Genomic DNA, 25,039 nt, shown 5'->3' with positions numbered 1-25,039 from the left:
TGACCAAAAAGAAAAACCAGACAAATGTATGATACTTTGCCACGTAAAATGAATTCTTGAAGATGTTCACTATGTATTCTGTTGAGCCAATTGGCATCATTGAAACCCCTTACCAAGAGAAATTCGCTGTTCCGCGCCAGCCCCGCCTAGTACCTGCCGCAAAAGCAAGAGTAAAACTGTTAGGCGAAGCAAATAGCCCAGAGGCTATTCGAGGGATAGAGCAATTCTCTCACGTATGGTTACTGTTTTTGTTTGACCAAAATTTAGCTGCGGGATGGAAACCAACCGTCCGCCCGCCTCGGCTAGGCGGAAACGAACGTATTGGTGTCTTTGCCTCGCGCTCAACTTTCCGACCAAACGGCATCGGAATGTCAGCGGTTGAAGTCAAAGGGGTGACTAAACAAGGCGATCAAGTCTACCTGGATCTAGGCAGTGTCGATTTAGTTCATGGCACCCCCATTGTAGATATCAAACCTTATATCCCCTACTCGGATGCCATCCCTGACGCACAAGGTGGATACGCGGCTCAAGAGCCAGAAAAGTCACACGTCAACTTTTCTCCTAATGCATTGGCGACGATAGAAAAGCGATCCGATACTGATTATGTACAATCGGTGATTGAACAAGTTCTGGCACAAGATCCTCGCCCTGCATACAAAAAAGGCAAACCGGACAATAAAGAATATGCGGTAAGTTTGTTCGACTTGAATGTAAAGTTCACGGTAATGGGTAACTTAATAACGGTTACCGCGATTGAAAGCTTTTGACAAAAGCAATTGGCTGATATTATAAACGGCTAACAAATTTCCCTTTAGGGGAATCCCTTACTCCCGCCTAACTAGGCTTGAGTATCAAACTTAAATAAACGGATAAATTTAATGCGTACCAGTAATTATCTTCTTTCTACTCTGAAGGAGACTCCAAACGACGCAGAAGTAGTGAGCCACCAACTCATGCTACGTGCAGGTATGATCCGTAAGCTGGCTTCAGGTTTATACACCTGGCTACCTACTGGTCTACGTGTACTGCGTAAAGTCGAAAACATCGTTCGTCAAGAAATCGACAATGCAGGTGCAGTCGAAACTTTGATGCCCGTTGTTCAGCCGTTTGAACTATGGGAAGAGACAGGCCGCAGCGAAAAGATGGGTCCTGAGCTACTTCGCTTTACTGACCGTCATGTTCGTCCGTTTGTACTTAGCCCAACCGCTGAAGAAGTGATCACTAGCCTTGTTCGCAATGAAGTGAGCTCTTACAAACAGCTTCCGCTAAACCTGTACCAAATCCAAACCAAATTCCGTGACGAACGTCGTCCACGCTTCGGTGTAATGCGTTCACGTGAATTCTCAATGATGGATGCGTACAGCTTTGACATTGATAAAGACGGTCTACAAAAGTCATACGACGCAATGCACGATGCTTACTGCAAAGCATTCGATCGCATGGGTCTGGATTACCGTCCTGTACTAGCAGATAGCGGTGCTATCGGTGGTAGCGGCTCTCAAGAGTTCCACGTACTGGCTGAAAGTGGCGAAGACATCATCGCATTCTCTACCGAGTCAGATTACGCGGCAAACATCGAAAAAGCAGAAGCGCTAGCTCCAGCCTCTGAAGCCGCTGCACCAACGCAAGAAATGACGTTGGTAGATACGCCAAACGCAAAAACAATCGCTGAATTGGTTGAACAGTTCGAGCTGCCAATTGAAAAAACAGTGAAAACGTTGTTTGTGAAAGCGTCTGACGAAGTTGATGCACCAATCATCGCGCTTATCATTCGTGGCGATCATGAACTGAACGAAGTGAAAGCAGAGAACCTTCCTCAAGTTGCAGCTCCACTAGAGATGGCATCTGAAGAAGAGATTCGTGAGCTGATCGGTGCTGGCCCTGGTTCTCTAGGCCCTGTTGGTCTTAAACTGCCGTTCATCGTTGACCGCAGCGTAGCGGTAATGAGTGATTTCGGTGCGGGTGCGAACATCGATGGCAAACACTACTTCGGCATTAACTGGGGTCGTGACGCAGAGCTTGGTCAAGTTGAAGACCTACGCAACGTGGTTGAAGGCGATCCAAGCCCATGTGGTAAAGGCACTATCCAGCTTAAACGTGGTATCGAAGTTGGCCATATCTTCCAACTTGGCAACGCTTACTCGGCAGCGATGAACTGTGGTGTACTTGGTCCTGATGGTAAGAACGTCATCCTAGAAATGGGCTGTTACGGCATCGGTATCACTCGCGTCGTAGCGGCTGCTATTGAGCAAAACCATGACAAATACGGCATCATCTGGCCAGATGCAATCGCACCATTCCAGGTTGCGATCGTTCCAATGAACATGCACAAGTCAGAAGAAGTAAAAGAAGCGGCTGAGAAACTGTACGCAGAGCTAACGGCAATGGGTATCGAAGTGCTGTTTGATGACCGTAAAGAACGCCCAGGCGTCATGTTCTCTGACATGGAGCTTATTGGTGTACCGCATACAATTATTATCGGTGACCGCTCAATGAAAGAAGGCAACTTCGAATACAAGAACCGTGCTACTGGTGAGAAAACGCCAATCGCGATGGCTGATATCGTTGAGCACGTAAAGGCTCAACTAAAGTAAGCGCTCGACGGTTCTCACTTGAGGTAATGTCAAAATAATTAGAAAGGGTTGGCTTCGGTCAGCCCTTTTTTATTACTGGGCAATCTTACTACTCCCTTTTTAGATCTATTCACTTTGTTAATCTTTGGTTCAGCTTCTTGCTATTAAACTGATTTTATCATCTAAAGGAGGTCAGTTATGGATTTAAAAACTCTGCTAAACCAAGCACTCAAATCAGACTTACTCAAGCAAGGGGCTGATGCGTTAGGTAAACAAACTAACAATATCAAATCCTCATCAAACTCAAGTAGCCTGAAAACGCTAGGAGCAGGTGCCGTTGGCGGAGGCCTTATCGGCATGCTGATGGGCTCGAAGAAAAGTAAAAAAATGACCAAGAAAATAGGCTCGGGCGCATTAAAAGTCGGTGGAGCGGCGGCGCTTGGAGCATTAGCGTATAAGGTTTATAACGACTGGCAAGCCAAGCAGGACGGCCAAGACATTCACGAGACTTTCGACCCCGATGACAGCAAACACAGCGTATTAATTTTAAAAGCAATGATTGGTGCCGCAAAAGCCGATGGCCATGTCGATGAAGAGGAAATGACCCGCATCGAACAGGCCCTGACGGATATGAGCGCAGATGAGCACGTTCGTCAGCTCGTTCAGCAAGAACTAAACAAACCGCTTGATCCTGCTGAAATTGCTAATCAGGCGACCTCTCCTCAACAAGCGTCAGAAATTTATCTCGCGTCTTTGATTGTTGCTGATGAGCAAAACTTCATGGAAAAAGCATACTTACAAGAACTGGCAAAACAGCTACAGCTTTCACCTGAAGTCACTCAACAGTTAGAAGCACAAATGCAGTGATTAAATCTCGCTCAAGCGACTCCTCAACTTGAGCCAAAACAACTCTGTGCTTTGAGTTTCAAATCCGCTGTGTGTATATTGAGATAAATTATCATTTAGTGGAAAGAAAACATGCAAGTATATGGCTGTTGTGAATTGGTTCGTGAGCTTTATGCTCAAATTGGTAGTGGCGATCAAGCTTACATTCCTCAAGCAATTTCATGTGCAGTAAAAGCGCTGAACGATGTTGCGGCGGATGAGTCTCTGCCTAAAGAAGTGCGTGAAAAAGCGGCATTTGCTGCAGCAAACCTACTGATTTCAGATTTTGAGGACAAGTAATGAATCTAGCGAACTTTGAATCCATGGAGCCTGTCATGCTCATGAGCATTGTAAATATGAAGCTACGCGACGACTTCGGTGGTGACTTAGATAAACTGGTGGCTTTCTTCGATATCGATCGCACGGCACTAGAAGCAAAACTGGCGTCTGCTGGTTTTGACTTTCTTCCAGAAGCAGGACAATTCCGTTAACCCGCAGCAATCACCGCGGGTAACTGAAACGGGAATAACCAACATGAAAAAGGGCTTGATGATCACTCATCAAGCCCTTTTCTTTTGTCCAATAGACGTTTCGATTAGCCGAATGAAGCCCATATGACCGTAGCCACAAGAATTGGACATACAAACTTCACATACGCAGGCCATAACTTACCAAACCAACCTTGCGTAAACTCCGGGCAACCTTGCTCAAGCTCTTTGATTTTTGAGTTGCGATTCCATACCCAACCACCAAATAAGCAGAATAAGAGCGCAGCGGTTGGTTGTAGATACTGAGTAGCAACCGTCGCGACCATACCAAACAGAGCGCCAAAGTTATAAACAATCACCACACTGAGCAAGGCGATGAGACCACCTAAAACCCAGCTCGTTGCGCTACGCTTAGTGTTGAAACGCTCACTCACTAACGCCACTGGACACTCTAACATTGAAATTGAAGACGTTAGCGCCGCAATCGTCAGCAATAAAAAGAACACAATAGAGAACAATTGACCAAGCAAACCTAAGCTATCAAACATCAACGGCAATACGGTAAATACCAACGTATCAGAGCTTAATAGAGAGCCATCTTCAGCATAGATTTGAACGCCTTTTTGCATCGCAACAAACATCGCTGGCATCACCACTAACCCTGCAATGAAAGCAACGGCAGTATCTACCATGGTCACGTTCATCGCCATCTTTGGTAGGTTCTCTTTCTTACTCAAGTAAGAGCCATAAATCAGCATTGAACAGCCACCGATCGTAAGCGAGAAGAAGCCCTGCCCCATTGCAGCAAGAATCAACTTGCGGTCCCATACCTTTTCGAAATCCGGTACCAAGTAATGCTTTAGCCCTTCCATCGCACCGTTTTGCGTCATGATGTAAGCAAACAGCAGGGCAAACAGAACAAACAATGCTGGCATCAAGCGTGTTGACCACTTCTCAATACCTTGTTTTACGCCACCTTGTACGATAAGAATTGTTAGCACATAAAAAGTAATAGTTCCGAACAAGTTACGTTCAACGCTAAAGCCCTTTAGCCATTGAGTTGCAGCTTCTAACCCCATTAGATCTGTGATTGCACCCAGTAAAAAGCAGATCAACCAACCACCGACAATAGAGTAAAACGCTAAAACAGCGCTTGGTACGCTTAAACCAATCCAGCCCACAATACCGCCGAGCTTTTTACCTACCGGATGATTGGTAAGCGAGCGCATACTATCCACCGGGTTGGCTTGACCATGACGACCAATCGCCATTTCAACCACCAGCATAGGAAATGCGACGATAAGAATCATCACCAAATAAACCAACAGGAAAGCACCGCCGCCATTACTGGCAGCTTGGGTTGGAAAGCCCCAAATATTGCCAAGGCCAACTGCGGCACCTGCGGCTGCTAAGATGAATCCGAGACGAGAGCCAAAATGCTCACGAGGCTGAGAAGAGGTTTGCTGTGTCATACTACTCACACAAAATATCATTGAACTAGCTAACTAGTACACTATAGCAATATTCACTATTCAACAAGAGCACTCCGGTTAAATACTCGACAGTTGAAACAATTCACAGTCATTCAGCTTGTAAATTCTAACGTACACCTCACATTCATCATTCTAAGACCTGGCGACTTTTGTCTTTTTCACACGCCTAGAATTTGTGATTCTCCCATCGTGAAGTGAGCCGAAAAATAATGAGCTTTGGTGTAAGGAACGAATAGTTCCTCGTGATACTGTGTCGAAAAGCAGAATATTGTGCTTCGCTTTTTCCCCCTTATGTCTATTTATCAGCTAGTTATTACTCTGTTCTCATTTATATCCATGACTCAAGGAGAGGAAAATGAAGGTCACTCTACTTCACGGAGCGATGGTTGCAGCACTCAGCGTCAGCTACCAAGCTCAAGCCTATAACTGCCAAAGCCTACCCGACTGGGACAGCACTGCGACTTATACATCGGGCACTTTAGTAAAAACGCAAGGAGCCGCTTACGAGGCCGCGTATTGGACGCAAGGCAATGACCCTGTTACCAATTCAGGGGCTTGGGAGGCATGGAAAGCGTTAGGGCAATGTGATGGTGGAAGCAACAACCTAGAGCCAACAGTGTCATTCTCCTCTCCAACAAACAACGCACAAATTCCCGAAGGCAGTGCGATCACCTTGCTAGCCAACGCAGCCGACGAAGATGGCCAAATCACACAAGTTGAGTTTGTTGCAGGCAACCAAACGGTTGCTGTGGTAACTCAAGCACCATTCGAAGCATCTTGGACCGCTATTGAAGGTGTCTCGCAATTGACCGCAATTGCGACCGATAATGAGGGAGCCGTTACCACCACGACGATTTCTATCCAAGTTCAACCACAAGTCGAATTACCGCCACCAAGCATTTCATTGACAAGCCCAGTAGGCACAGAAGTGCTTAATGTAGGCGATAACCTAACCGTAGCCGCTCAAGCTGATGATATTGATGGTGTGGTCACACAAGTTGAGTTCTTCGTGAACAATCAATCCGTTGCGATTGATACCAGCGTACCTTACGAATATCAATGGACTGCGAATGCTGGTACACATTCGTTTAAAGCACAAGCGACTGATGACACATACCTCGCAACCATGAGCCAAGAAGTAACGCTTGTTGTTAGTAATTCAGAAACAGGGACGGGCGGATGTTCAGATGCAATGCCTTACGCGGCAGGAACGAGTTATCAAGTTGGCGACCTAGTTTCTCACTTCAACCAAAAATATCGTTGTGATGTTGCTGGTTGGTGTTCCTCGGATGCGACATGGGCTTACGAGCCTGGTGAAGGGCTATATTGGCGAGATGCTTGGAGTGGTCTAGGTGCTTGTTCGACGCCACCGCAAGTTACCATTACGGCACCAACGGATGGACAAGTCGTGCTCGCTGGCAGCAATAACGAAATCACGGCTAACGCAAGCGATGCTGATGGCACAGTCACGCAAGTTGAGTTTTTTGCGAACAACACCAGCTTAGGGGTCATCACTCAAGCACCATATTCCGTTACTTGGAACGCCACACTTATTGGCGCTAACCAGCTTAAAGCCGTCGCAACCGATAATGATAACAACACGTCAGAGTCCTTGGTTGGTGTGGAAGTCAGCGATAAAGATTTGGTCGTCTCACTGACTTCACCAAGTAGCGGTCAAACCGTCGGCTTAGGCAAAAACCTCGCATTAAGTGCCGATGCAACGTCTTTAACCTCAGGCATTAAACAAGTTGATTTCATGGTCAATGGTTCAGTTGTCGCCACAGATACGACTGCGCCTTATTCTGCGAACTGGACACCACCCGCAATCGGACAGTTTACCGTAAGCGCTCAAGCCATTGATCTTGCTGGAAGCGCGACGTTATCTGACGCAGCAGCAATAACGGTGGTTGAGCAAGCAGAGAAACGTCATAAACTCATCGGTTACTGGCACAATTTTGTAAATGGGGCTGGCTGTCCAATTCGCCTAGCGGATATGGCTGATGCGTGGGATGTGATTGATATTGCCTTTGCCGAAAATGACCGCAACAGTGATGGTACCGTGCACTTTAATCTATATTCAGGCGATATTTACAGCGATTGTCCAGCGCTCGACCCAGCACAGTTCAAACAAGACATGGCAGCGCTTCAAGCTAAAGGTAAGAAGTTTGTTCTCTCTCTTGGCGGCGCAGAAGGCACGATTACGCTGAATACCGATCAAGACGAAGCCAACTTTGTCTCTAGCCTAACAGGTCTTATCGCTGAGTGGGGCTTTGATGGTCTTGATGTGGATTTAGAGAGTGGTTCTAACTTGGTTCATGGCTCGCAAATTCAAGCTCGCCTTGGTCGTGCTTTGCTTCAAATAGAGCAAAACATGGGTGGCGATATGTACCTAACCATGGCACCTGAGCATCCTTATGTTCAAGGCGGCTATGTGGCTTACAGCGGTATTTGGGGAGCTTACCTTCCTGTGATTAATGAGACACGCAGCACGCTCGACCTGCTTCACGTCCAGCTATATAACAACGGTGGTTTGCCAAACCCATATCTGCCAGGCAGTGCACCAGAAGGCTCTGTGGATATGATGGTAGCGCAATCTAAAATGCTGATCGAAGGCTTTGAATTGGCCGACGGCACTCAGTTTGCACCACTACGTGATGATCAAGTCGCAATCGGCTTACCTTCAGGTCCTAGCTCGGCAAATTCAGGTCAGGCTCCGACACAGAATATTATCAGCGCACTAGATTGTTTAACCAAAGGCACTTCATGTGGCACCGTTAAGCCAGCGTTCAATTACCCGAATTATGCAGGGGTAATGACGTGGTCTATCAACTGGGATCAGCATGATGGTTTTAATTTCTCAAAACCTGTCGGCGATAAACTCACTCAGATGAACTCGCAGTAAGTTGTTAATGAGCAAACGAATAACATCGTCTTGCTTTCATTACTTGTTCAAGTATGTAAAAACGAAAAGAGAGCACAATTGTGCTCTCTTTCTTTATACCATTGAGTTCTACTTTTTGAAGGGTAATTAAATCGTAAATACTCGGTAATCTTTTAGCTCAGGGATTTTCTTCAACAAATCGTCTTCTTGCCCTGCCATGTCATCCAACGAGTCACACAAGTCTTCTGCTTGTTGCTCTACCTCTTTCGAATGCTCAGCTAAACGCTCTTCTACTTTCGCGCTGAGTTCAGCCATACTCTCCGATAATGCAGTGAGGTTTATTCCCCCCTCTTCCTTCATTTTTTTCGATAAAGCATCCAACGAACTCGCTAAAAACTCTTTATTGAAGATCTCTTGTGCTTTTGCAAAGTCTTCAGTCCACCCTTGTGTCATGGACTCAAAACTTTCCGCTGGTAGAATGAAATCGCCATCTTTGTAGTAACGTGATTCAACATCAGCGAAAAAGTCCTGTACTGCGACTTTGACGTTATCAAACGCGCCAGGTGCGTCTAGGCTTTCCGCAACATCATCGATGATGTCATTTGCAAGCGCTAAACCATCACTCGCCAACTGCTTTGCTTGTGGAATATACGCGTTCATTTTTTCGCGATAGTCTTCAATTGCCGCTTTTTGGTCGGCATTGAGTTCAATTAGCTCACCTTTGATGAATAGGTTGTTATCCTCATCCACGACAGCTTTATCACCTGTCGTTTGGCGAATTTCCAAGCTTTGCCCATCCATACGGACTTCATTATTGATGTCCACACGACACTGCGCTGCATAACCAGTAGCACTGACCATCAGCAATGAGAGTGTAAAAAGCTTTTTCATGTCATTCTCTTTTATTTAACATTACTCGTGTTAAACATAACACTGAGTGATACATGAGATGTCAGCAAATCGTCACGACTTCGTAACAAGTTGTTTTTTCTCCTATTTTCACATCAATCTCATCGCCTTCTTCTTTCCCGAATAACGCTCGACCAAGAGGAGATTTTGCTGTTAAGACAAAGACTTCCTGAGCCTGATATTTAACAGTCAGACCACCAGAACAAGGGCCTACAAAGAAGTGCTTTTCAAGCAAATTCTCATCTGCGAGAACGACGTAAGCACCTACACCAACAGGTGCGCCTTTAAAGTCGCGAGTCACTAGAGCGCGATATTGACGCAGCTCGTCTTCACTCTCTTGGATTCGCATGGCTTGTCCATGAGCAAGATACGCGGCTTCAAGTGCTAACGTATCGTACTTATGCTCGGGAACAGTTTCTTCATCTGTCGCGGCATCAATGGCTCGCTGAGCAGATGCATGGGCCACTTGAAGTTTTTCTTCCAGATGTTGGATGATAATTTGGACTAAGTCAGCTTTGTTCATACTTTTAGGACGCGCGTTTGGCACTCAGGGTGTGTTAATGTACCTAAGTTTACCATCAAAGAAAGGTTTCCCTATTATGCAAAGTGACTCGCTGCATCAAACACTTCAATCCGTATTTGGTTTTGACTCATTACGCCAAGGTCAACAACCTGTTATTGAAGCGGTTATGAATGGTTACTCTGCTGCGGCCATCTTTCCTACGGGTTCGGGTAAGTCTCTCTGTTACCAATTGCCAGCAACCGTATTGCCCAATCTTACGTTGGTGATCTCGCCGTTGTTGGCGCTAATGAAAGATCAGCTGAACTTTTTGCAAAGTAAAGGGATCCCAGCCGCTTCTATCGATAGCAGTCAAAGCAAAGAAGAGTCACAACGCGTCATGGCAGGGGTAAAAAATGGACAGATCAAAATATTGATGATTTCTGTTGAGCGCCTAAAAAACGAGCGTTTTCGTGAGTTCATTCGCCAAGTACCGATCTCTTTGATGGTGGTTGATGAAGCGCACTGTATTTCCGAATGGGGACATAACTTCCGCCCTGATTATCTCAAGCTACCGCAATATCAACGTGAGCTGAACATTCCACAATCTTTGCTTCTCACTGCAACAGCAACGCCCGCAGTCATTGAAGACATGCAACAAAAGTTCGATATTGCCAGTAAGCATATTACCGTTACAGGATTCTACCGCCCCAATCTGGATATCTCGGTGCTCCCGTGCGAGGAAGCAACGAAACAAGAAAAGCTAAGTGAGATCATCGCCTCTTCTCCTAAGCTTCCGACTATCGTGTACGTGACACAACAGCAGACAGCAGAGCAAGTAGCAAAGTCACTAATCCATATTGGCATTAATGCTCACGCGTACCATGCTGGTATGAAAAGCGACATCCGTGAACAAATCCAACAGCAGTTCATGGATAGCCAAATTGACTGTATTGTTGCAACGATTGCATTTGGTATGGGGGTCGATAAATCTGATATTCGCCGCGTCATTCACTTCGACTTACCCAAATCAATCGAGAACTACGCACAAGAGATTGGACGTGCCGGAAGGGATGGACAACGTTCTGAGTGCATTCTGCTAGGCAATACGTCCGGCTTAACGGTGTTGGAAAACTTTGTCTATGGTGACACACCTGAACTAACTTCGATTAACTATGTAGTCGAGCAAGCGAAAGAACATGCTCCACAATGGGAGGTAGTGCCACTGCGTTTATCACGTGAAAGTAATATCCGCCAATTACCACTCAAAACCTTGTTGGTTTATTTGGAGCTACATAAACTCATTGAAGCAAAATACAGTTACTTTGCGGAATATCGCTTTAAGTTTTTGCACGATCAGCAATTTATTGTGAATCAATTTCAAGGCGAGCGACGTCAATTCGTGGAGGCTATTTTCTCCTGCTCGCAAAAAGCCAAAGTGTGGTGCCAAGTTGACCTAGAAGCGTTATGGATGAACTATCAATCGGAACGCAGCCGAGTTGTCGCAGCCCTCGACTATTTTCACCAGAATGGTTGGATAGAGCTAGAGAGCAAACAACTGACCGACGTGTACTCTGTTTTGCCAACCACACAGAGTTCTGATGTTTTAATCCAACAACTGTATGAACTGTTCCAATCCAAAGAAAGCAAAGATATCGAAAGAATTCACACCATGCTACGCTTGTTCCAGTCAGAGCACTGTTTGAGCTCACAATTGGCGAACTACTTTGCTGATCACAATGCACCAGAGCAATGTGGTCACTGCTCCGTGTGTCGTGGTCAAGTAGCTTCGTTCCCAACACCACAAGGTGAGGATATTGAGCCACCTCAAGTAGCAATGTGGGTGCAGGAATTTATTCAGCTTTCCCCTTCAGCTATCAGCAATGATGCTGTCGCCCGCTTCTTGTGTGGAATTAGTACCCCTTTAATTAGCCAGCTAAAAGCTTCAAAACTGGCGGGTTATGGTGCGATGGCCAATACAAGCTTTGAACAAGTATTAGCTCAGGTAGAAGCAGTAAGAGCCTAGAAAAAGCTCAATTGACGCGCTTGGTTCTCGGGCTTGAGCATCACGTTCAAGCCTAAAAGGCGTATTTCCCGTCCGTTTTGGCGCTTAAGAATATCTCTTAGCAAGATCTTGAAGTCCTCAAGCTCTAATTGCGGATGGATATGCTCAATTGTTGTCAGTTGAAAGTCGGCAAATTTGACTTTAATACCTTGTTTAATAATCGATTTATCTGGGCTTGCACGCTCTAAGCGTTTCTCGAGTTCAGGATAAAGTTTATCCTCGATCACTTGCCAACATTCATCATAGCTCGAGATATTCTGGCTGAATGTCCGTTCCACACCGACGGATTTTCTCTCTCGCTCAACGACGACCTCTCGATTATCAATTCCATGGCTACGCTGCCATAAAGATGCTCCCTGACGACCAAACTGTCTCAGCAATTCACGATAGTCGCTGTTTTTAATATCCTCACATCGATAAAAGCCCGCTTGATGTAGCTTCTCAAGACTCACCTTCCCAACACCAGGAATGTTTTCCAGCGGAAGTGTATCGATAACTTCCTGGACCTTATCTGGTGGAATAACACACTGACCGTTGGGTTTATTCATATCAGAGGCCACTTTGGCGAGGAATTTAATTGGCGCAATACCAGCCGATGCGGTCAGTCCAAGCTCGTTCCAAATATCTCGTCGAATAGACTCAGCAATAAGCGTTGCAGAACCACGACAAACTGTCGCCTCGGTCACGTCGAGATAAGCTTCGTCCAACGAAAGAGGTTCAATGAGCGACGTGTAGCGCTCAAAAATAGCTCGGATCTGCTGCGAGACTTGTTTGTACACATGCATTCTGCCAGGTACAACGCATAAATTGGGGCAGAGTTGTAATGCGCGAGCCGTCGACATCGCACTACGAACACCATATTTACGCGCCTCGTAATTACAGGTGCTGATCACCCCACGCTGCTTTTCATGGCCACCAACGGCAAGTGCCATGTCGCGATAGTTAGGGTTATCTCTCATCTCAACGGCAGCGTGACTCAACTCGCGGGTAAAATTTGTAAGTGGAAGTGAGTGAGTGAGTGGAAATGCTTTTATATAAGGGTGTTAGGATAAAAAAGTTACTTACAAAACCCCTTACAAAAAAAATCCGAGAAATTCATGCAAAAAATGGACATTTCGTTAAAAATTCACTTACAAAAATCACAAAGGGAGTTGTAATTGATCGGTTGATTTCTTGGGTTCAATACCAACACTTAATCCGACTAAACGTATACTACGTCCATGACTTCTAGCAACGGCTTCTTCACATAACTTGATAAAAAACTGCATATCCATCTCATCATACTTATGTTCAACCGTTGTTTGTTGAAAATCGTTGAACTTTAACTTTACACCGAGTTTCGTAATCACTTTATCTACAAGCGCTTTTTCTAACCTTTGCTCTAATTCGACATACAAAGTCTTTATTGCAAGTATGCATTCATCCAAACTATGGATATCATTTAAATATGTCCGTTCAACCCCTACTGACTTTCTTACCCTCTCAACAACAACAGGTCTATCATCTATTCCGTGACACCTATCCCATAGAGTGTTACCGAATTTACCAAATTGACTAATCAGGATATTCCTATCGGCTTCTTTGACGTCTCGACCTTTAAACAAACCAAGCTTATTAAGTTTTTCTAAAGTAACTTTGCCCACACCATTGATCTTACCTAAGTCCAAATTATCAATAAATGATTGAATTTCATCAGGCGTAACAACGCAGATACCATTTGGTTTATTCACATCCGATGCAACTTTTGAAACGAACTTTAACGGAGAAACACCTGCCGAAGCAGTAAGATGTAACTCAGTTTCAATGGACTTCCTAATATCTTGAGCTATTAAAGTTGCAGAACCTTTAAATAACGGGGAATCAGTCACATCCAGGTAAGCTTCATCTAAAGATAGTAGCTCTATTATGTCGGTATAGCGACTAAAAATCTCATGAATTTGTTTGGAAACTGAGCGATATTTTTCCATATTTCCAGAGACAACCGTTAGCTGAGGGCAAAGCTGCAAGGCTTTTGCGGTAGACATGGCGGAACGAACACCAAAAGCTCTCGCTTCATAACTACACGTTGAAATCACCCCACGTCCATTTGTCCCCCCAACAGCAAGAGGTATTCCTCGCAATTCAGGATTGTCTCTGACTTCAACAGAAGCATAGTAACTGTCAAGATCTATATGGATTATCTTTTTCATTAACGAAAGTTCACTATATCCCTGAAATGCTTAGTAAGGCGATGTCATCACTGCGTGAAAACATCACCTCACTACAAGGGTATTTAAAAGAACGATGGTCAAGAATAATAATAAAGCCACTCGTTACGCTCGCACCGCTCACTACTCACTAGGCATTTATGATTTTTCTTGACCATCACTGACAGATTTAGTTGCTCAAAAAGCCACTGCCGGACATGTGTATTCATACAGTATACTATCATAGCTTACCCATCACAAAGGGGGATTTGTATGCAAGAAAAATTGTTCTAGCTAATCAATGCGAAGGCCTAACCAATCTCTCTAGGAAGCTTTTGGACAGAAATGTGCCAGTCCCTTGTCTAAATTAGCAGTCCATGCATAACTTCATATAAGGCAACCTTGTACTGAGAAGTCCCCTAATGATATTGATAAAGATCATTAGGAGATTCCTCAGCACATAACTACCGTAAACGATTTCCTAAGAGTAGCTCTTTGGCTACCTCTGTTACTTTCTTCGGGCTATGAACTGTTCACATAATGAGCATGACGCGTAGCAAAAAATTATGGGGCGAGGTAAAGTGAGATTGAACCGCTTAATTGCAAAGGAGTGTAATAATGAATGTAAAACCAAGGTCTCCATTAAGGCATGAATATCTCTGGTATCAATCGCTTTATGAGCAAGGATATTCCGTCGAGAAAATCTTAGAAACAGCGATAAATCGAGTAAGTCAACGATCAGGAGGAGAGATTCAGCCTCCTGTAGTTGATGAAGATGAAAAGAAAGTCTGGAGGCTATTTATAGAACACTCGTTAGGCATGGTTAACGATGAACAAATTAGATCTCATTGTCCCCCTGCTATCCCTCAAAGAATCGAATATATAAAACAGGTTAATGAGGGCTATCTAGCTAGGGCCGTTGATGCTCAATCTAATGATTTTCTTGTGCTATTTAATACTCAAAACCTTAGTGCTGACACTGGCCCAAGTGAAGATGTGATTAAAAACTTGATATCTACCCACAATGAACAGTTAAGTCTCTTAGCTTATAAGAATGCACATGAAGGTAACCCTTACGGCTACTCTGGTGACAAAAAGGGAGCGGTGGCTCAGTCAGGGATATCTTTCAATGAGATAAGGGATTTATTACCAAGCAATCTGTAGTATTAATTAATAACGATAATATTAGATCTATGCATCATAAATGAAGGTCCGCCAGTGACAGACCTTCTTCGATGCTCTTCCGAGAAATCAACATTAGAAAAAATATAGTTAATCATCATTAACAGACTGTAAATGAGCTTAAGCACTAACCCGCAATGGGGCAAAGAAGATTTACGAAAGACGATGCATGTATCCTACTGCATCAACAACTTTCACGCTGAATTAGCAAAAAATCCAATTGCCGAACCTAAACTTAAGTGATGTAGATGAGTTTTGACAAAAAATGGTATGTCACGGACTTTAAACTAATGGAGACGCTTCCTATTGAACCTGTTTAGATGAGTGTAGACACGTAACAATGTCAAAGCTATATTTACTTATCATCTTCACCGGATGAAATCCGCGGCTCGCCATCTCTAAGATATATGACATGACACAAGAAACTAAAAGAATTCACCTTTCCGACCAACAGCGTCGTGAAGCAGTTACTCGCTTGATGAGTGGAGTTATTGTTAGTGAGCATCGAGCCCACAAGATCAAGAAAGTCCGCCGTAATGTTATACAACAGATGTGCGTAGCATTTACTAAGGCAGTTCACGCTGAGTAGCAACCACTAGTAATTCTTTCACAGCCTTCAAAGGTGTTTTGTTATCTAGCCAAAAGCTAGCGCTGTTGTTGCGTTAGCTTCCTCTCTAGAAATTGAATGAAAATGTCATCTTCTATGTAAAACAGATCATAACCAACATGCTGAATACCCTCTTGCGAGATTTCCGTGATTTGCCCTTTACCATCGTTCTCGAGTGAAAACTCTCGTTGAAGGTTATACATCAACTGATTGAACCGAAGGTCAGTATTGTTGCTCCAAAGTTCCTTCAAAAGTGAAAGCGTAGTTTCTATTCTGTTAGGGTCACGCATTGATGTGCTCCTTGTGGTCTAACGTCAAATTACATATTTGAATTAATTTTTATGGTGTTAATTATCAGCGCCAAGGGGCAACACGTCTAGCGGACATACATCTTAATTGAGGTGTTCCCCAACGTATTACTGTTTAAAACCAATACCAAAATTTAACTCTAGTTTTGGTATTTCACACTTTTCTGGTCGTGTATTTGAGCGCAAATACCAAAAGTAACGTTGAATTTAGTATATATACCAAAAATATGCATAAATTTGGGTATCGCATGTAGAAAATGCAGGATGCAATATCCCTTCAACCAATTTGTATCCATTTTGTGCAGGACCTGTTAACACCTAAAGCGTTGGAGGCGCCTTAGTCTAGAGGACGCACCTCATAGAGAAAAAGACAATATAAACCTGATTGATTGGAACGATATCTTTACTTAGTTATTACTTGGTCTTTTCCCCAAATAAAAGCAAACTCATCACGCAAGTTGCGTCACGCAACCTGCGCGATACGTTTTTTAGCTCGTAGAAGGAATCAAGAAAGGTTTGCCATTAATGCACAGCACACTCTTGGACAGAAGTTTGTTGGTAACTTTTCTAATTTAGCAAATTACGGATAACTACAGGTATGGAAAGTCGCTTAGCTTTGTTCCGGTCATTGTAGTGCCGATAACAAACTTTTTGACCACCTCGTTTTAACTACACTCCAAAGCTCTTTGTGAAACTCACGATAAACACGCGAATTGAGGCTCGCAAAAATTTGAGCGGGCGAACATCACTTTGATCTCAGGATTTCCGCTAGCAATAATAATTACTTTCTACTCAGCATCTTAAATACGTCTAGGGTGTTAATTTGCACTTAAATCTGATCCACCATTTGCACTGAAAAGTGATCCACCTAAGTAAGTCTATTCTAGACTACATTTTTACGTTAGTTTCTATTTGGTTTTCTCCTTCGACTTCTTTTTTGATTCCTTAAAACGATAGCTGTCGTTACCCGTTTCAATGATGTGACAATGATGAGTCAGCCTATCCAGCAATGCCGTTGTCATCTTTGCATCACCAAACACTTTCGACCATTCCGTGAAGTTGAGATTGGTGGTAATGACGATACTCGTACGCTCGTAGAGTTTACTGAGTAAATGGAACAGCAATGTCCCACCCGCTTGGCTAAAAGGGACATACCCAAGTTCATCTAGTATGACTAAGTCGCAGCTCACTAATCGATTAGCGAGGCGGCCCACATGACCCGCTTGCTTCTCCTGCTCTAGCGTATTGACGAGTTCTATGGTCGATAGGAACCTGACCCGCATTTGATGGTGTTGTATGGCTTGTACGCCCAACGCCGTCGCTAAGTGCGTTTTCCCTGTGCCTGGACCACCAACAAGCACGATGTTTTGGCTGTCTTTGATAAACTCACAGCGATGCAGACCTCGTATTAGATACTCATCGACTGTACTCTCGCTAAAGTCAAAACCGTATAGGTCTCGATAGACTGGGAACTTTGCCGCTTTCATTTGGTAAGCGATACTGCGCACTTCACGGTCTGCTATCTCTGCTTTTAACAAGGTTTCAAGGATGGGTTGAGCTTGTTGATAAGCAGGAGAGTTTTGAGAGGCAAGTTCAACAATACTGCTAACCATGCCGTGAAGCTTGAGTGCCTTTAATGTGCTTAATAACGCTTCATTGTGCATGACGTTTTCCTCTTAATTCGTCATATCGCGACGTATCACTGGTTGGCTCGGTAACCAGTCGCAACCCTTGAGAGACGGGGACGGGTACAACTGGAGAAGGATTGAGTAAGCGGCTTAAACAGTTTATGACGTGTTGTTTTGATGGTGTGCCTGCTTCCAGTGCCATATTAATGGCTTGCTCTACCAGCTTTTCATCGTGATGAATAACCAATGACAAGATTTCGACCATTTCCTTATCGCCGCCAAGACGCTGTAATAATATTGATTGCAGGTGCTTAAAGCTCTCAGGGAGCAAGTGAAACGGTGCGCCATTACGCAGAGAGCCTGGTTTACGTTGCGCAACCAACAGGTAATGTCGCCAGTTATAAACAATGTGTGGCGGCTCATGTTTAGGATTAAAGACTCTTTGGTGCTCTGCTATGGGCTGACCTTCTGCCACCAAAACAATACTATCGGGGTAGGCGTGCAGACTCACTCGTCGGTTTGCGTAACTTGCAGGCACGGAGTATTTATTTCTGTCGAAGTTCACCAAACAGGTAGAGGAGACTCGCTTGCTTTGCTCGATAAAACCATCAAACGGCGCTGTGACTTTCATTAATTGGGAGCGCTCACTTAGCCACGTTTGCTCTATGGTCATATCACGATATTGAGGGTGTCTACGTGACTGCCAGTCCCGTAAACATTGGGCTTCAAGCCATTGATTAAGCTCTTCTAAGGTTTTCACCTTAGGAGCGCGCTGCCAGATGATAGAACGCACATCCCGCACGTTCTTCTCGATCTGCCCCTTTTCCCAACCTGCGGCTGGGTTGCAGAAGTCGGCTTCAAACAAGTAGTGACTAACCATTGTTAAAAAGCGACGATTCACTACTCGATCTTTGCCATTTTTGACCGCATCAACCGCAGTTTTCATATTATCGTAGATCCCCCGTTCTGGAACGCCTTGGAACACGCGAAAGGCATGGTTATGGGCATCAAATAACATTTCATGACTTTGAGAATAATAGGCTCGAAGGAGGAATGCGCGGCTATGACTGAGTTTGAAGTGAGCGACCTGTAGCTTGGTTTTATGGCCATTGATATAGGCCCAATTTTCGCCCCAATCAAACTGAAAGGCTTCACCAGGGGCAAACTCTAGCGGCATATACGTTCGTTTAGACGCATCGAGTTTTTGTTCTTCGCGCCATTTACGTGCAAATGAAGCGACTCTGTCATACGAGCCGCTATAGCCTAGCGGAACGAGGTCTTGAAAAAGGTTTTTGACCGTTTTGCGCTGCTTTCTCGGTCGCTTCATTTCTCGTTTTAGCCAAGAAGTCAGTAATTCTTTAAACTCGTCTAGTTTACTCAATGAATGCCGCTTTGGATAAACAGGTTCGATAGTTTGATCTTTCAAATAACGTTTAACGGTATTTCGGGATAGTCCAGTACGTCTGGCTATTTCTCTTTGCGACATTCCTTCGCGGAAATGCCAACGACGAATAACACTTAATAATGACACGTCAATCACTCCATATTCTCCTGCTAAGACTCAGCAGGATTTAGGTTAGATGATGTGGATCAGTTTTCGGTGCAAATCAGGGGGTGAAGTGGATCAGTTCTGGATGCAATTTAACACTCCTGCACCGACATTTGAAGGCGCTAGTTTACTATTGGGACTAAGAAACCTGTCGATAGTATACGAAACAGCTTCTCTTCTGATTGTCCATGAAACCATCAAAACCTGTTTTGATGTTCAGCTCAGTAATCAATGCTACAAAGAGCATGGTGAGCAGCACCCCTTCGGAGGTATAGAACGCCAAAGGCCCCAAGGAGCAACCAATAATCACTTTAGCTATGAGAGTGAAACCTTTGATATTGAACTTTTATATGAACCAAAGATATATCCGTTCTCATCAAGTAGCACTCCTGGAGATCTGGTTGATACAAGTCTATCAAGACGGAATGAGTATGGGGCTCACCACTACTGCCCTGACTTTGTGTTAAAGATCGAATCAAAACACTGGCAAAAACCTGTTACCATTGTTCTAGATTCTAAATACAAAGATGCTGCGACTATTAGACGCTTTGATATTGACTGCTTAACACGAAAGTACTTACTAAACATACATCAAGTAACTAATCAGGGCAGGTTAGGTGTATCTCCTGTCAATTTATTACTGCTAATGTTTCCTCATGACAAGAGTGGGACAATAGTTCGAACAGTGTCTCCACAGCATTGTTTGAACGGCAAATACCCAGTGCTTCCGCAAGCTACGGCTATATTAGTGAAGCCAACAGAGCACACACTCTTAAAAGAGCACCTGCTATCAATATTAGAGATTATGAACTCTGAAAGGAGGCTAATTAGTTGATCGAAAGAGCATATTAACTCTGCGTTTCCTATAAACCACCCCCACTTCCCCACTTTATTTTGACAAAGAAGTGGGGGAATTTACTGGACTTCAGTTAGCTCACAGAAGTCGGAAATAGATTGTGCATAACCTGATTTCTTAACAGATAACAATAGAACAAGCGCAGGAACTTGGAGTATTGACGGAGACTTGAATCGGATAACTTTTTATAGGTAAAAGCACTAGGGCGAACTGGGAAAGAACTTATGCTCTGAACTATTTTGGGGCAAAGCCTTCTTAGAACTATTACATCCACAACGTGCCCACTACGAATGTATTCACGGGTAAAAACACCATATGTATCGCTTCAGCTAAACAGCTAAACAGCTAAACAGCTAAACAGCTAAACAGCTAAACAGCTAAACAGCTAAACAGCTAAACAGCTAAACAGCTAAACAGCTACCGTACACAAAGACCACAGCCAACACCAACCAACTTTTTGGATTTATACCCAACTTTTTGGCTCGATAAACAAAAAATTGTATCGGCATACACTACTATCATCCTACCTAGCTGATTTTGCAGAAGAAAGTTAATGGCATGCTTACTGCTTATTGCCGTGATAACTAGCATTCACTTTAGGTATTTGTGTGTCCTATAAAGTTCTTCCACTGTCGGAAGTAATGTCTCATGAATTTGGATTGATAGAGGGCAACTTCCATAATATTTCGGAAGCGGATATCGCCTCTGCTATTCCTTCACATCTTACTTTTGAACAGCTAAAGCAGCATCTCTACGAAGGCAATCTCGTGCTCGTGAGTGATACGCCTCAAATTCCCGCTCTACTTAGTTACAACGACCCAATAGGTCCTAAAACTTGGCGGCTGAATTCTGAGGTTATCTCTGAACTTTCGGATGATGCGGCTAATAATTTGTTAGCAATAACGAAAACCACCAGAGCAACGGGAGGTTACCGCTCTTGTATCGGGGAAACCTCGACGCCCGAACGAGTTTACACGCCGCCGCCAATCGCAACCGCAAGTGAAGAGGAACTAATCAAGGAGTTTGAGTACAGCTTCGAAGTCGGATGCTCGGATACCACCATAAAGAAAATGGTGCACAGTGACTTTGCTTTAGCGAAAACTGAAAAAGAGAACGCGGTGACCCGTTGGGAGCAAGCCAATACCGAGCAAGGCACCCGCTACACAGCGTTATGTGTGTTTGATGAGCCAAAGCGTTTAAATATCCACATCGCTGATGACAATCTCGGACTGACACCATTGGAAGCCGTCACATTACAAAAAGCCGGCAGCCATAAAGCTGAGGAAGGTTTTATACCTGTTGTCCCTGCAGTGCGATTGGGTGAACGTTTAGGTTTGCCTACAGAAGGCTATTACTACCACTTTAATGATGGCGAACTTGTCCAAGAATACAAAATTCTTGGGGAAGAAAAATGGGCGTTTTACGCTACGCAATCGACACAAGACAAGCTCAATGACGAGCGTGGTTTTACTAAAGACCAAAGCGCTATTTTGGTGTATTGGAAATTAGCCGATCAAATCATCGAAAATCAATACATCATTTATCTTGAGCGACAAATCACGCGTGAAGAGCTCGATAATCTCAGTGAAGATTGGCTGTGTGAAAACGGGATAAAGTTGGATATCCCCGCATTGTTTGATACGGTCAAACAGCTGGAAGAAGCGCGCTCAGAAGTTAACAACGATGAGACGCAAGCGGAACAAACCGCAGCGACGCACACCGTAACAGCAGGGGAAGACTGGCAAAGCATCGCTGAACTATATGGTATGGGAGCTAAAGCCTTGCTCTTGCTTAACCCAGTGTTTGAGGCCGACCCTCTGTCACTCGCGGTCGGTGATGAAATTACTGTTGCTGAGAAACAGCAACAACAAGCACCGGACAAAAAGAATACCTTTCCGCCGCTGCGCCCACAAACTTACAACAACATCCGCAACAGTCATTATCAGCACAGTGATCCATTGCTCGGGTTGACCAAATATAGAGCCATTAACACTGCCGATTGCATAGAAGGCGATGTGGTAATCCTCAATTTAAAAGACGCCACGAGCTTGCTCGTGTTCGCTAAATCCTGCACCAGACCAGAGGGATGTATTGAAATTGGCGACCAACAAGAGTCAATAAGTAACTTTGGTCCTTGGTCATTCTTCTTTGCACAAGCCAATGCAAACCCAGCTGCTGTCATACCCGCCATTCAAGCGACACAAGCACAAATGGCTATGGGCAGTTCCGCAGCTGTCGCCGGTTCCCCAGAGCAAATGCAGCAAACCCAAACCGCAGCGATGCAGTTAGATAAACTGGCCGGCACATTGAAAGACAAAATCGTCGAGGGCTACCGCTGGCAGGTCGAGGGCATTGGCGCTTTGTTTGCCATGCAGCAAAGCTTGTTTGGCGATAACACCCAATACACAGACCAAGATTTACGCCAAGTGACCACGGCACAAAGCCGCGTTCGTGTCCACATTACCGAGCCCCAAGATGGCGAGTTTTATCCGCACGTACAGGGGTATCATGTAGACGACACACGAATCCCCATCAAATATGTGAAACAGGGGAACAATGGTCAGTTGTCCGCTGCGATTGAAGAGAACGGACCAACCATCTATTGGACGCCAGAAGAAAACGGTGAAGCAAGTTGGCAAACTACCCCCGATCATAGTGATGGGTTTGAAAAAGACGATATACTGGTCACGCCAATCCACTCGGGTAGCGATGCGAACGTCACCGTTACGCCTGCTCCAGAAGAGAAAGACTGGCGTGATGCGATCTTGGTATTCCCTGAAAGCTCAGGCATTGCTCCGCTCTATGTGGTTTACAACAAACCGAATAGCGATATTAAGTACGTTCCAGCCCCTAAGGGGAGCCCACCATTACCCGCTTTCCCTGATGCAATTAAAGCAAAGAAAAAAACGTCAGTACAAGGTGGAGGGAAACTAAGAGAACGGTGGAAAGATAAAAAAGGACGAATCTACGAGTGGGATTCTCAGCATGGAAAAGTCGAAATTTATACGAAAAATGGTAAACATATCGGCGAGTTTGATCACATATCGGGAGAGCAAACAAAAGAAGCAGACCCGGCTAGAAAGGTAGAGAAATAATGAAAATTGTTATTGAAAAGTTCGACAAACAGACTGAGTTACTCGTTTCAGAGTTAGCCATTGAACAAGAACACCTCGATGGAATAGCTCAAGTATTAGGGTTAAAAGAAGATGATATTCAGTTCCTAACAAGTGGGGCTGGCGGATTTGATATTAGTGACGCGCAAGCTTTAGACATAGAGAAGTTGATTGATAAATACTTCTATGATCCAGAGTATGATTATCAGTTAGGTACTGCCGACTAAATATGAGAAAACCTCGGCTCCGATGAATCTATCACAAGTAGTACAAAACAATAGGCATTTACATTTAGATCCTGACTTAACTATTTACATTGACAGTACATGGAATCCTGAATCCCATATTTTACTTTGCACAGAGCCAGAGGATGGAGGCTTATCGAAGGGGTATGACTACTTCTTAGAGGTATTTATACTGCAAGAATTACTTGAAGGTGTCCCTGAAATCACCGTCGAGCGAATCCTCAAATATGCTCAAGTTAATGCTTATTATCAGCTCAAAACTCTCTTGTGACACTTTCAAAGCGGACATTTACTACTGTTGCTGAGATACATAAGGTTCAATAATATGAAACTTGTAATTAAAGATGCCTTACAAGACTACACCGAGGCGGAATTGTATCGCTTCTTAGAAGAATTTTTCGAAGATACCGACACTAACGATTTAGATGATGCAGCTTATGACTTGCATATATCAAATCTATCCGCTCATTTTTCAGAGTTAGTATCTCACCCTGATGGTAATGCTTTGATCTTCCACCCTTCCCCAGGTAGAGATGACTCTCCTGACGGTGTTATTTTAGAAATAAAAGAGTGGTATGCTAATCAAGGAGAACCTTGCTTCAAAGAGTAAAAAGCAAAAGGTGTCACGATGACGCCTTTTCTTATTCACACGATTCAATCTGTTCTAAAAACAGTTCAAAGTCCTCTTGTGTCAGAACCTTATGGCTGTTCTCGGTGAACATAACATTTTGTCCATTGCGATTAAAAATAACGGACCAACCATCAATGGACGCCAGAAGAAAACGGTGAAGCAAGTTAGCAAACTACTCCCGATTCAAGTCAATTTATACCTGAGAACCTTAAAAAGATGATGGATGGCAAAGCTCCTCAAGCAAGGTTTAAGGGTGCCGTTGGGGGAAGACGTTCTTTCGAAATGCACCATTTGAATAAATACAACATGGCGGTTCTGTATACGATGTTGACAACTTAAGAGTCCCCCGTAATACAACACGAGGATTAACAACGAACAGTATTAGAAGAATGGATTACTTTTAGTAAGGCAAAACCCAATTAACAGGATATGAATGAGTATTTGCACTAAGTGGAAAAGGGGCAAAAATGCGTTGCAGTTATTAAATGGGGAAGTGTTTTTCCTCGTATTCTTCAACCAATGCAGCGAGCCTTTCAAGCTCGTCTCCTTCAGGAGTGCCGGGTTCGGCTACATCAAGCAGTGATTCAATTCGCTTCAACGCGGCCATGTAATCACTTTCAGAAATTTCAAGGCCCAACTCATCCAATATTACTTCAGCTAGTTCATCACTATGCGCAGTGTGGGGCTTCATCCCCTTGACCAGTTCTTTTTCAGATAAGCGTTTTTTGCTCACAACTCGTCTTCCATTCAAGATAAGATTAGATAATTTATAGCATACTGAGTTATTAACTACAGGGTAAGGTTTGTCCTGAAACACGGGATGGGGCAGAAGTGCTTCATAGTGATTTTTGCAACAGGCTGTTGCAAAATTGGGGTTGGAGTTTGTCCAACAGCCTGTTGGACATTCGATGAAGCAGGCAATTTCCTAATTATGCAGCAGC

General features: G+C 44.1%; 22 protein-coding genes. 13 read left to right on the top strand and 9 right to left on the bottom strand.

The features are described 5' to 3' along the window. The first annotated feature begins 71 nt into the window (after positions 1-71). From tsaA to ATG66_RS09260, 5 genes are all read left to right on the top strand, one after another. A complete protein-coding gene (tsaA, locus tag ATG66_RS09280) occupies positions 72-767 on the top strand; it encodes a tRNA (N6-threonylcarbamoyladenosine(37)-N6)-methyltransferase TrmO (protein WP_098415883.1) in 696 nt (231 codons plus the stop codon). 111 nt (positions 768-878) lie between these two features. Next, positions 879-2,594 carry a proline--tRNA ligase gene (locus tag ATG66_RS09275; protein ID WP_098415023.1) on the top strand — a complete coding sequence of 572 codons (1,716 nt, stop codon included), beginning with the start codon at positions 879-881 and terminating at the stop codon, positions 2,592-2,594. A gap of 177 nt (positions 2,595-2,771) precedes the next feature. Beyond that, entirely contained in the window at positions 2,772-3,440 is a 669-nt protein-coding gene (locus ATG66_RS09270; protein WP_098415022.1) for a tellurite resistance TerB family protein, read from the top strand. A gap of 111 nt (positions 3,441-3,551) precedes the next feature. Then, entirely contained in the window at positions 3,552-3,758 is a 207-nt protein-coding gene (locus tag ATG66_RS09265) for a YaeP family protein (RefSeq protein WP_005391765.1), read from the top strand. Beyond that, on the top strand, positions 3,758-3,949 hold the full coding sequence (locus ATG66_RS09260) for a DUF4250 domain-containing protein (RefSeq protein ID WP_098415021.1): 192 nt from the start codon (positions 3,758-3,760) through the stop codon (positions 3,947-3,949). The genes ATG66_RS09265 and ATG66_RS09260 overlap by 1 nt, the downstream gene beginning before the upstream one ends. A 104-nt stretch (positions 3,950-4,053) precedes the next feature. Here the strand turns inward: ATG66_RS09260 and ATG66_RS09255 are convergent, their stop codons facing one another. Then, positions 4,054-5,418, bottom strand: coding sequence for a sodium-dependent transporter (locus ATG66_RS09255; protein WP_098415020.1), 1,365 nt, complete (start codon positions 5,416-5,418; stop codon positions 4,054-4,056). Between the two features lie 376 nt (positions 5,419-5,794). On the opposite strand from ATG66_RS09255, the gene ATG66_RS09250 reads away from it, so the two are divergent. Then, the gene (locus ATG66_RS09250) at positions 5,795-8,341 is read left to right on the top strand and encodes an Ig-like domain-containing protein (RefSeq protein ID WP_098415019.1); all 2,547 of its coding nucleotides are present in this window, start codon (positions 5,795-5,797) and stop codon (positions 8,339-8,341) included. 126 nt (positions 8,342-8,467) lie between these two features. On the opposite strand, the gene ATG66_RS09245 is transcribed toward ATG66_RS09250, so the two are convergent. Then, the gene (locus ATG66_RS09245) at positions 8,468-9,211 is read right to left on the bottom strand and encodes a YggN family protein (RefSeq protein ID WP_005385316.1); all 744 of its coding nucleotides are present in this window, start codon (positions 9,209-9,211) and stop codon (positions 8,468-8,470) included. A gap of 61 nt (positions 9,212-9,272) precedes the next feature. Beyond that, positions 9,273-9,752: a GreA/GreB family elongation factor gene (locus ATG66_RS09240; RefSeq protein ID WP_098415882.1), complete on the bottom strand. Its 480-nt coding sequence runs from the start codon at positions 9,750-9,752 to the stop codon at positions 9,273-9,275. Positions 9,753-9,828: 76 nt separating this feature from the next. Between ATG66_RS09240 and ATG66_RS09235 the strand changes: the two genes are divergently transcribed. Then, positions 9,829-11,754 carry a RecQ family ATP-dependent DNA helicase gene (locus ATG66_RS09235; RefSeq protein ID WP_179885677.1) on the top strand — a complete coding sequence of 642 codons (1,926 nt, stop codon included), beginning with the start codon at positions 9,829-9,831 and terminating at the stop codon, positions 11,752-11,754. On the opposite strand, the gene dinB (ATG66_RS09230) is transcribed toward ATG66_RS09235, so the two are convergent. Beyond that, entirely contained in the window at positions 11,751-12,773 is a 1,023-nt protein-coding gene (gene dinB / locus ATG66_RS09230; RefSeq protein WP_098415017.1) for a DNA polymerase IV, read from the bottom strand. The two genes, ATG66_RS09235 and dinB (ATG66_RS09230), sit on opposite strands and share 4 nt — an antisense overlap. A 159-nt stretch (positions 12,774-12,932) precedes the next feature. Beyond that, positions 12,933-13,982, bottom strand: coding sequence for a DNA polymerase IV (dinB, locus tag ATG66_RS09225; protein ID WP_098415016.1), 1,050 nt, complete (start codon positions 13,980-13,982; stop codon positions 12,933-12,935). Positions 13,983-14,597: 615 nt separating this feature from the next. Between dinB (ATG66_RS09225) and ATG66_RS09220 the strand changes: the two genes are divergently transcribed. After that, positions 14,598-15,143, top strand: a complete 546-nt coding sequence (locus tag ATG66_RS09220) for a hypothetical protein (RefSeq protein WP_098415015.1) — start codon at positions 14,598-14,600, stop codon at positions 15,141-15,143. A gap of 663 nt (positions 15,144-15,806) precedes the next feature. Here the strand turns inward: ATG66_RS09220 and ATG66_RS09215 are convergent. The 3 genes from ATG66_RS09215 to istA form a co-directional block, all read right to left on the bottom strand. After that, entirely contained in the window at positions 15,807-16,058 is a 252-nt protein-coding gene (locus ATG66_RS09215) for a hypothetical protein (RefSeq protein ID WP_054390489.1), read from the bottom strand. A 926-nt stretch (positions 16,059-16,984) separates the two neighbouring features. Continuing rightward, positions 16,985-17,740 carry an IS21-like element helper ATPase IstB gene (istB, locus tag ATG66_RS09210; RefSeq protein WP_098413846.1) on the bottom strand — a complete coding sequence of 252 codons (756 nt, stop codon included), beginning with the start codon at positions 17,738-17,740 and terminating at the stop codon, positions 16,985-16,987. Continuing rightward, entirely contained in the window at positions 17,730-19,244 is a 1,515-nt protein-coding gene (gene istA / locus ATG66_RS09205; protein WP_143699666.1) for an IS21 family transposase, read from the bottom strand. Before istA ends, istB begins: the two co-directional genes overlap by 11 nt. Before the next feature lie 79 nt (positions 19,245-19,323). On the opposite strand from istA, the gene ATG66_RS09200 reads away from it, so the two are divergent. The 5 genes from ATG66_RS09200 to ATG66_RS21190 all read left to right on the top strand — a co-directional run bounded on the left by ATG66_RS09200 (position 19,324) and on the right by ATG66_RS21190 (position 24,437). Beyond that, positions 19,324-20,088, top strand: coding sequence for a nuclease domain-containing protein (locus tag ATG66_RS09200; RefSeq protein ID WP_179885629.1), 765 nt, complete (start codon positions 19,324-19,326; stop codon positions 20,086-20,088). A gap of 662 nt (positions 20,089-20,750) precedes the next feature. Further along, positions 20,751-23,204 carry an S-type pyocin domain-containing protein gene (locus ATG66_RS09195; protein ID WP_179885676.1) on the top strand — a complete coding sequence of 818 codons (2,454 nt, stop codon included), beginning with the start codon at positions 20,751-20,753 and terminating at the stop codon, positions 23,202-23,204. Next, a complete protein-coding gene (locus tag ATG66_RS09190; protein ID WP_098415012.1) occupies positions 23,204-23,449 on the top strand; it encodes a DUF7683 domain-containing protein in 246 nt (81 codons plus the stop codon). Before ATG66_RS09195 ends, ATG66_RS09190 begins: the two co-directional genes overlap by 1 nt. Positions 23,450-23,792: 343 nt before the next feature. Next, positions 23,793-24,077 carry a bacteriocin immunity protein gene (locus tag ATG66_RS09180; protein WP_098415010.1) on the top strand — a complete coding sequence of 95 codons (285 nt, stop codon included), beginning with the start codon at positions 23,793-23,795 and terminating at the stop codon, positions 24,075-24,077. Positions 24,078-24,314: 237 nt separating this feature from the next. Continuing rightward, the gene (locus ATG66_RS21190) at positions 24,315-24,437 is read left to right on the top strand and encodes a hypothetical protein (protein ID WP_373560829.1); all 123 of its coding nucleotides are present in this window, start codon (positions 24,315-24,317) and stop codon (positions 24,435-24,437) included. Between the two features lie 142 nt (positions 24,438-24,579). On the opposite strand, the gene ATG66_RS09175 is transcribed toward ATG66_RS21190, so the two are convergent. Then, complete coding sequence (locus ATG66_RS09175) at positions 24,580-24,831, bottom strand: hypothetical protein (RefSeq protein ID WP_098415009.1); 252 nt, start codon at positions 24,829-24,831, stop codon at positions 24,580-24,582. Positions 24,832-25,039 lie beyond the last annotated feature (208 nt).

It is taken from the genome of Vibrio sp. ES.051 (genome assembly GCF_002563795.1).
Lineage (GTDB): Bacteria > Pseudomonadota > Gammaproteobacteria > Enterobacterales > Vibrionaceae > Vibrio.
The sequence above is the reverse complement of the archived record's forward strand: the minus strand, read 5'-3'. Positions and strand labels throughout refer to the sequence as shown.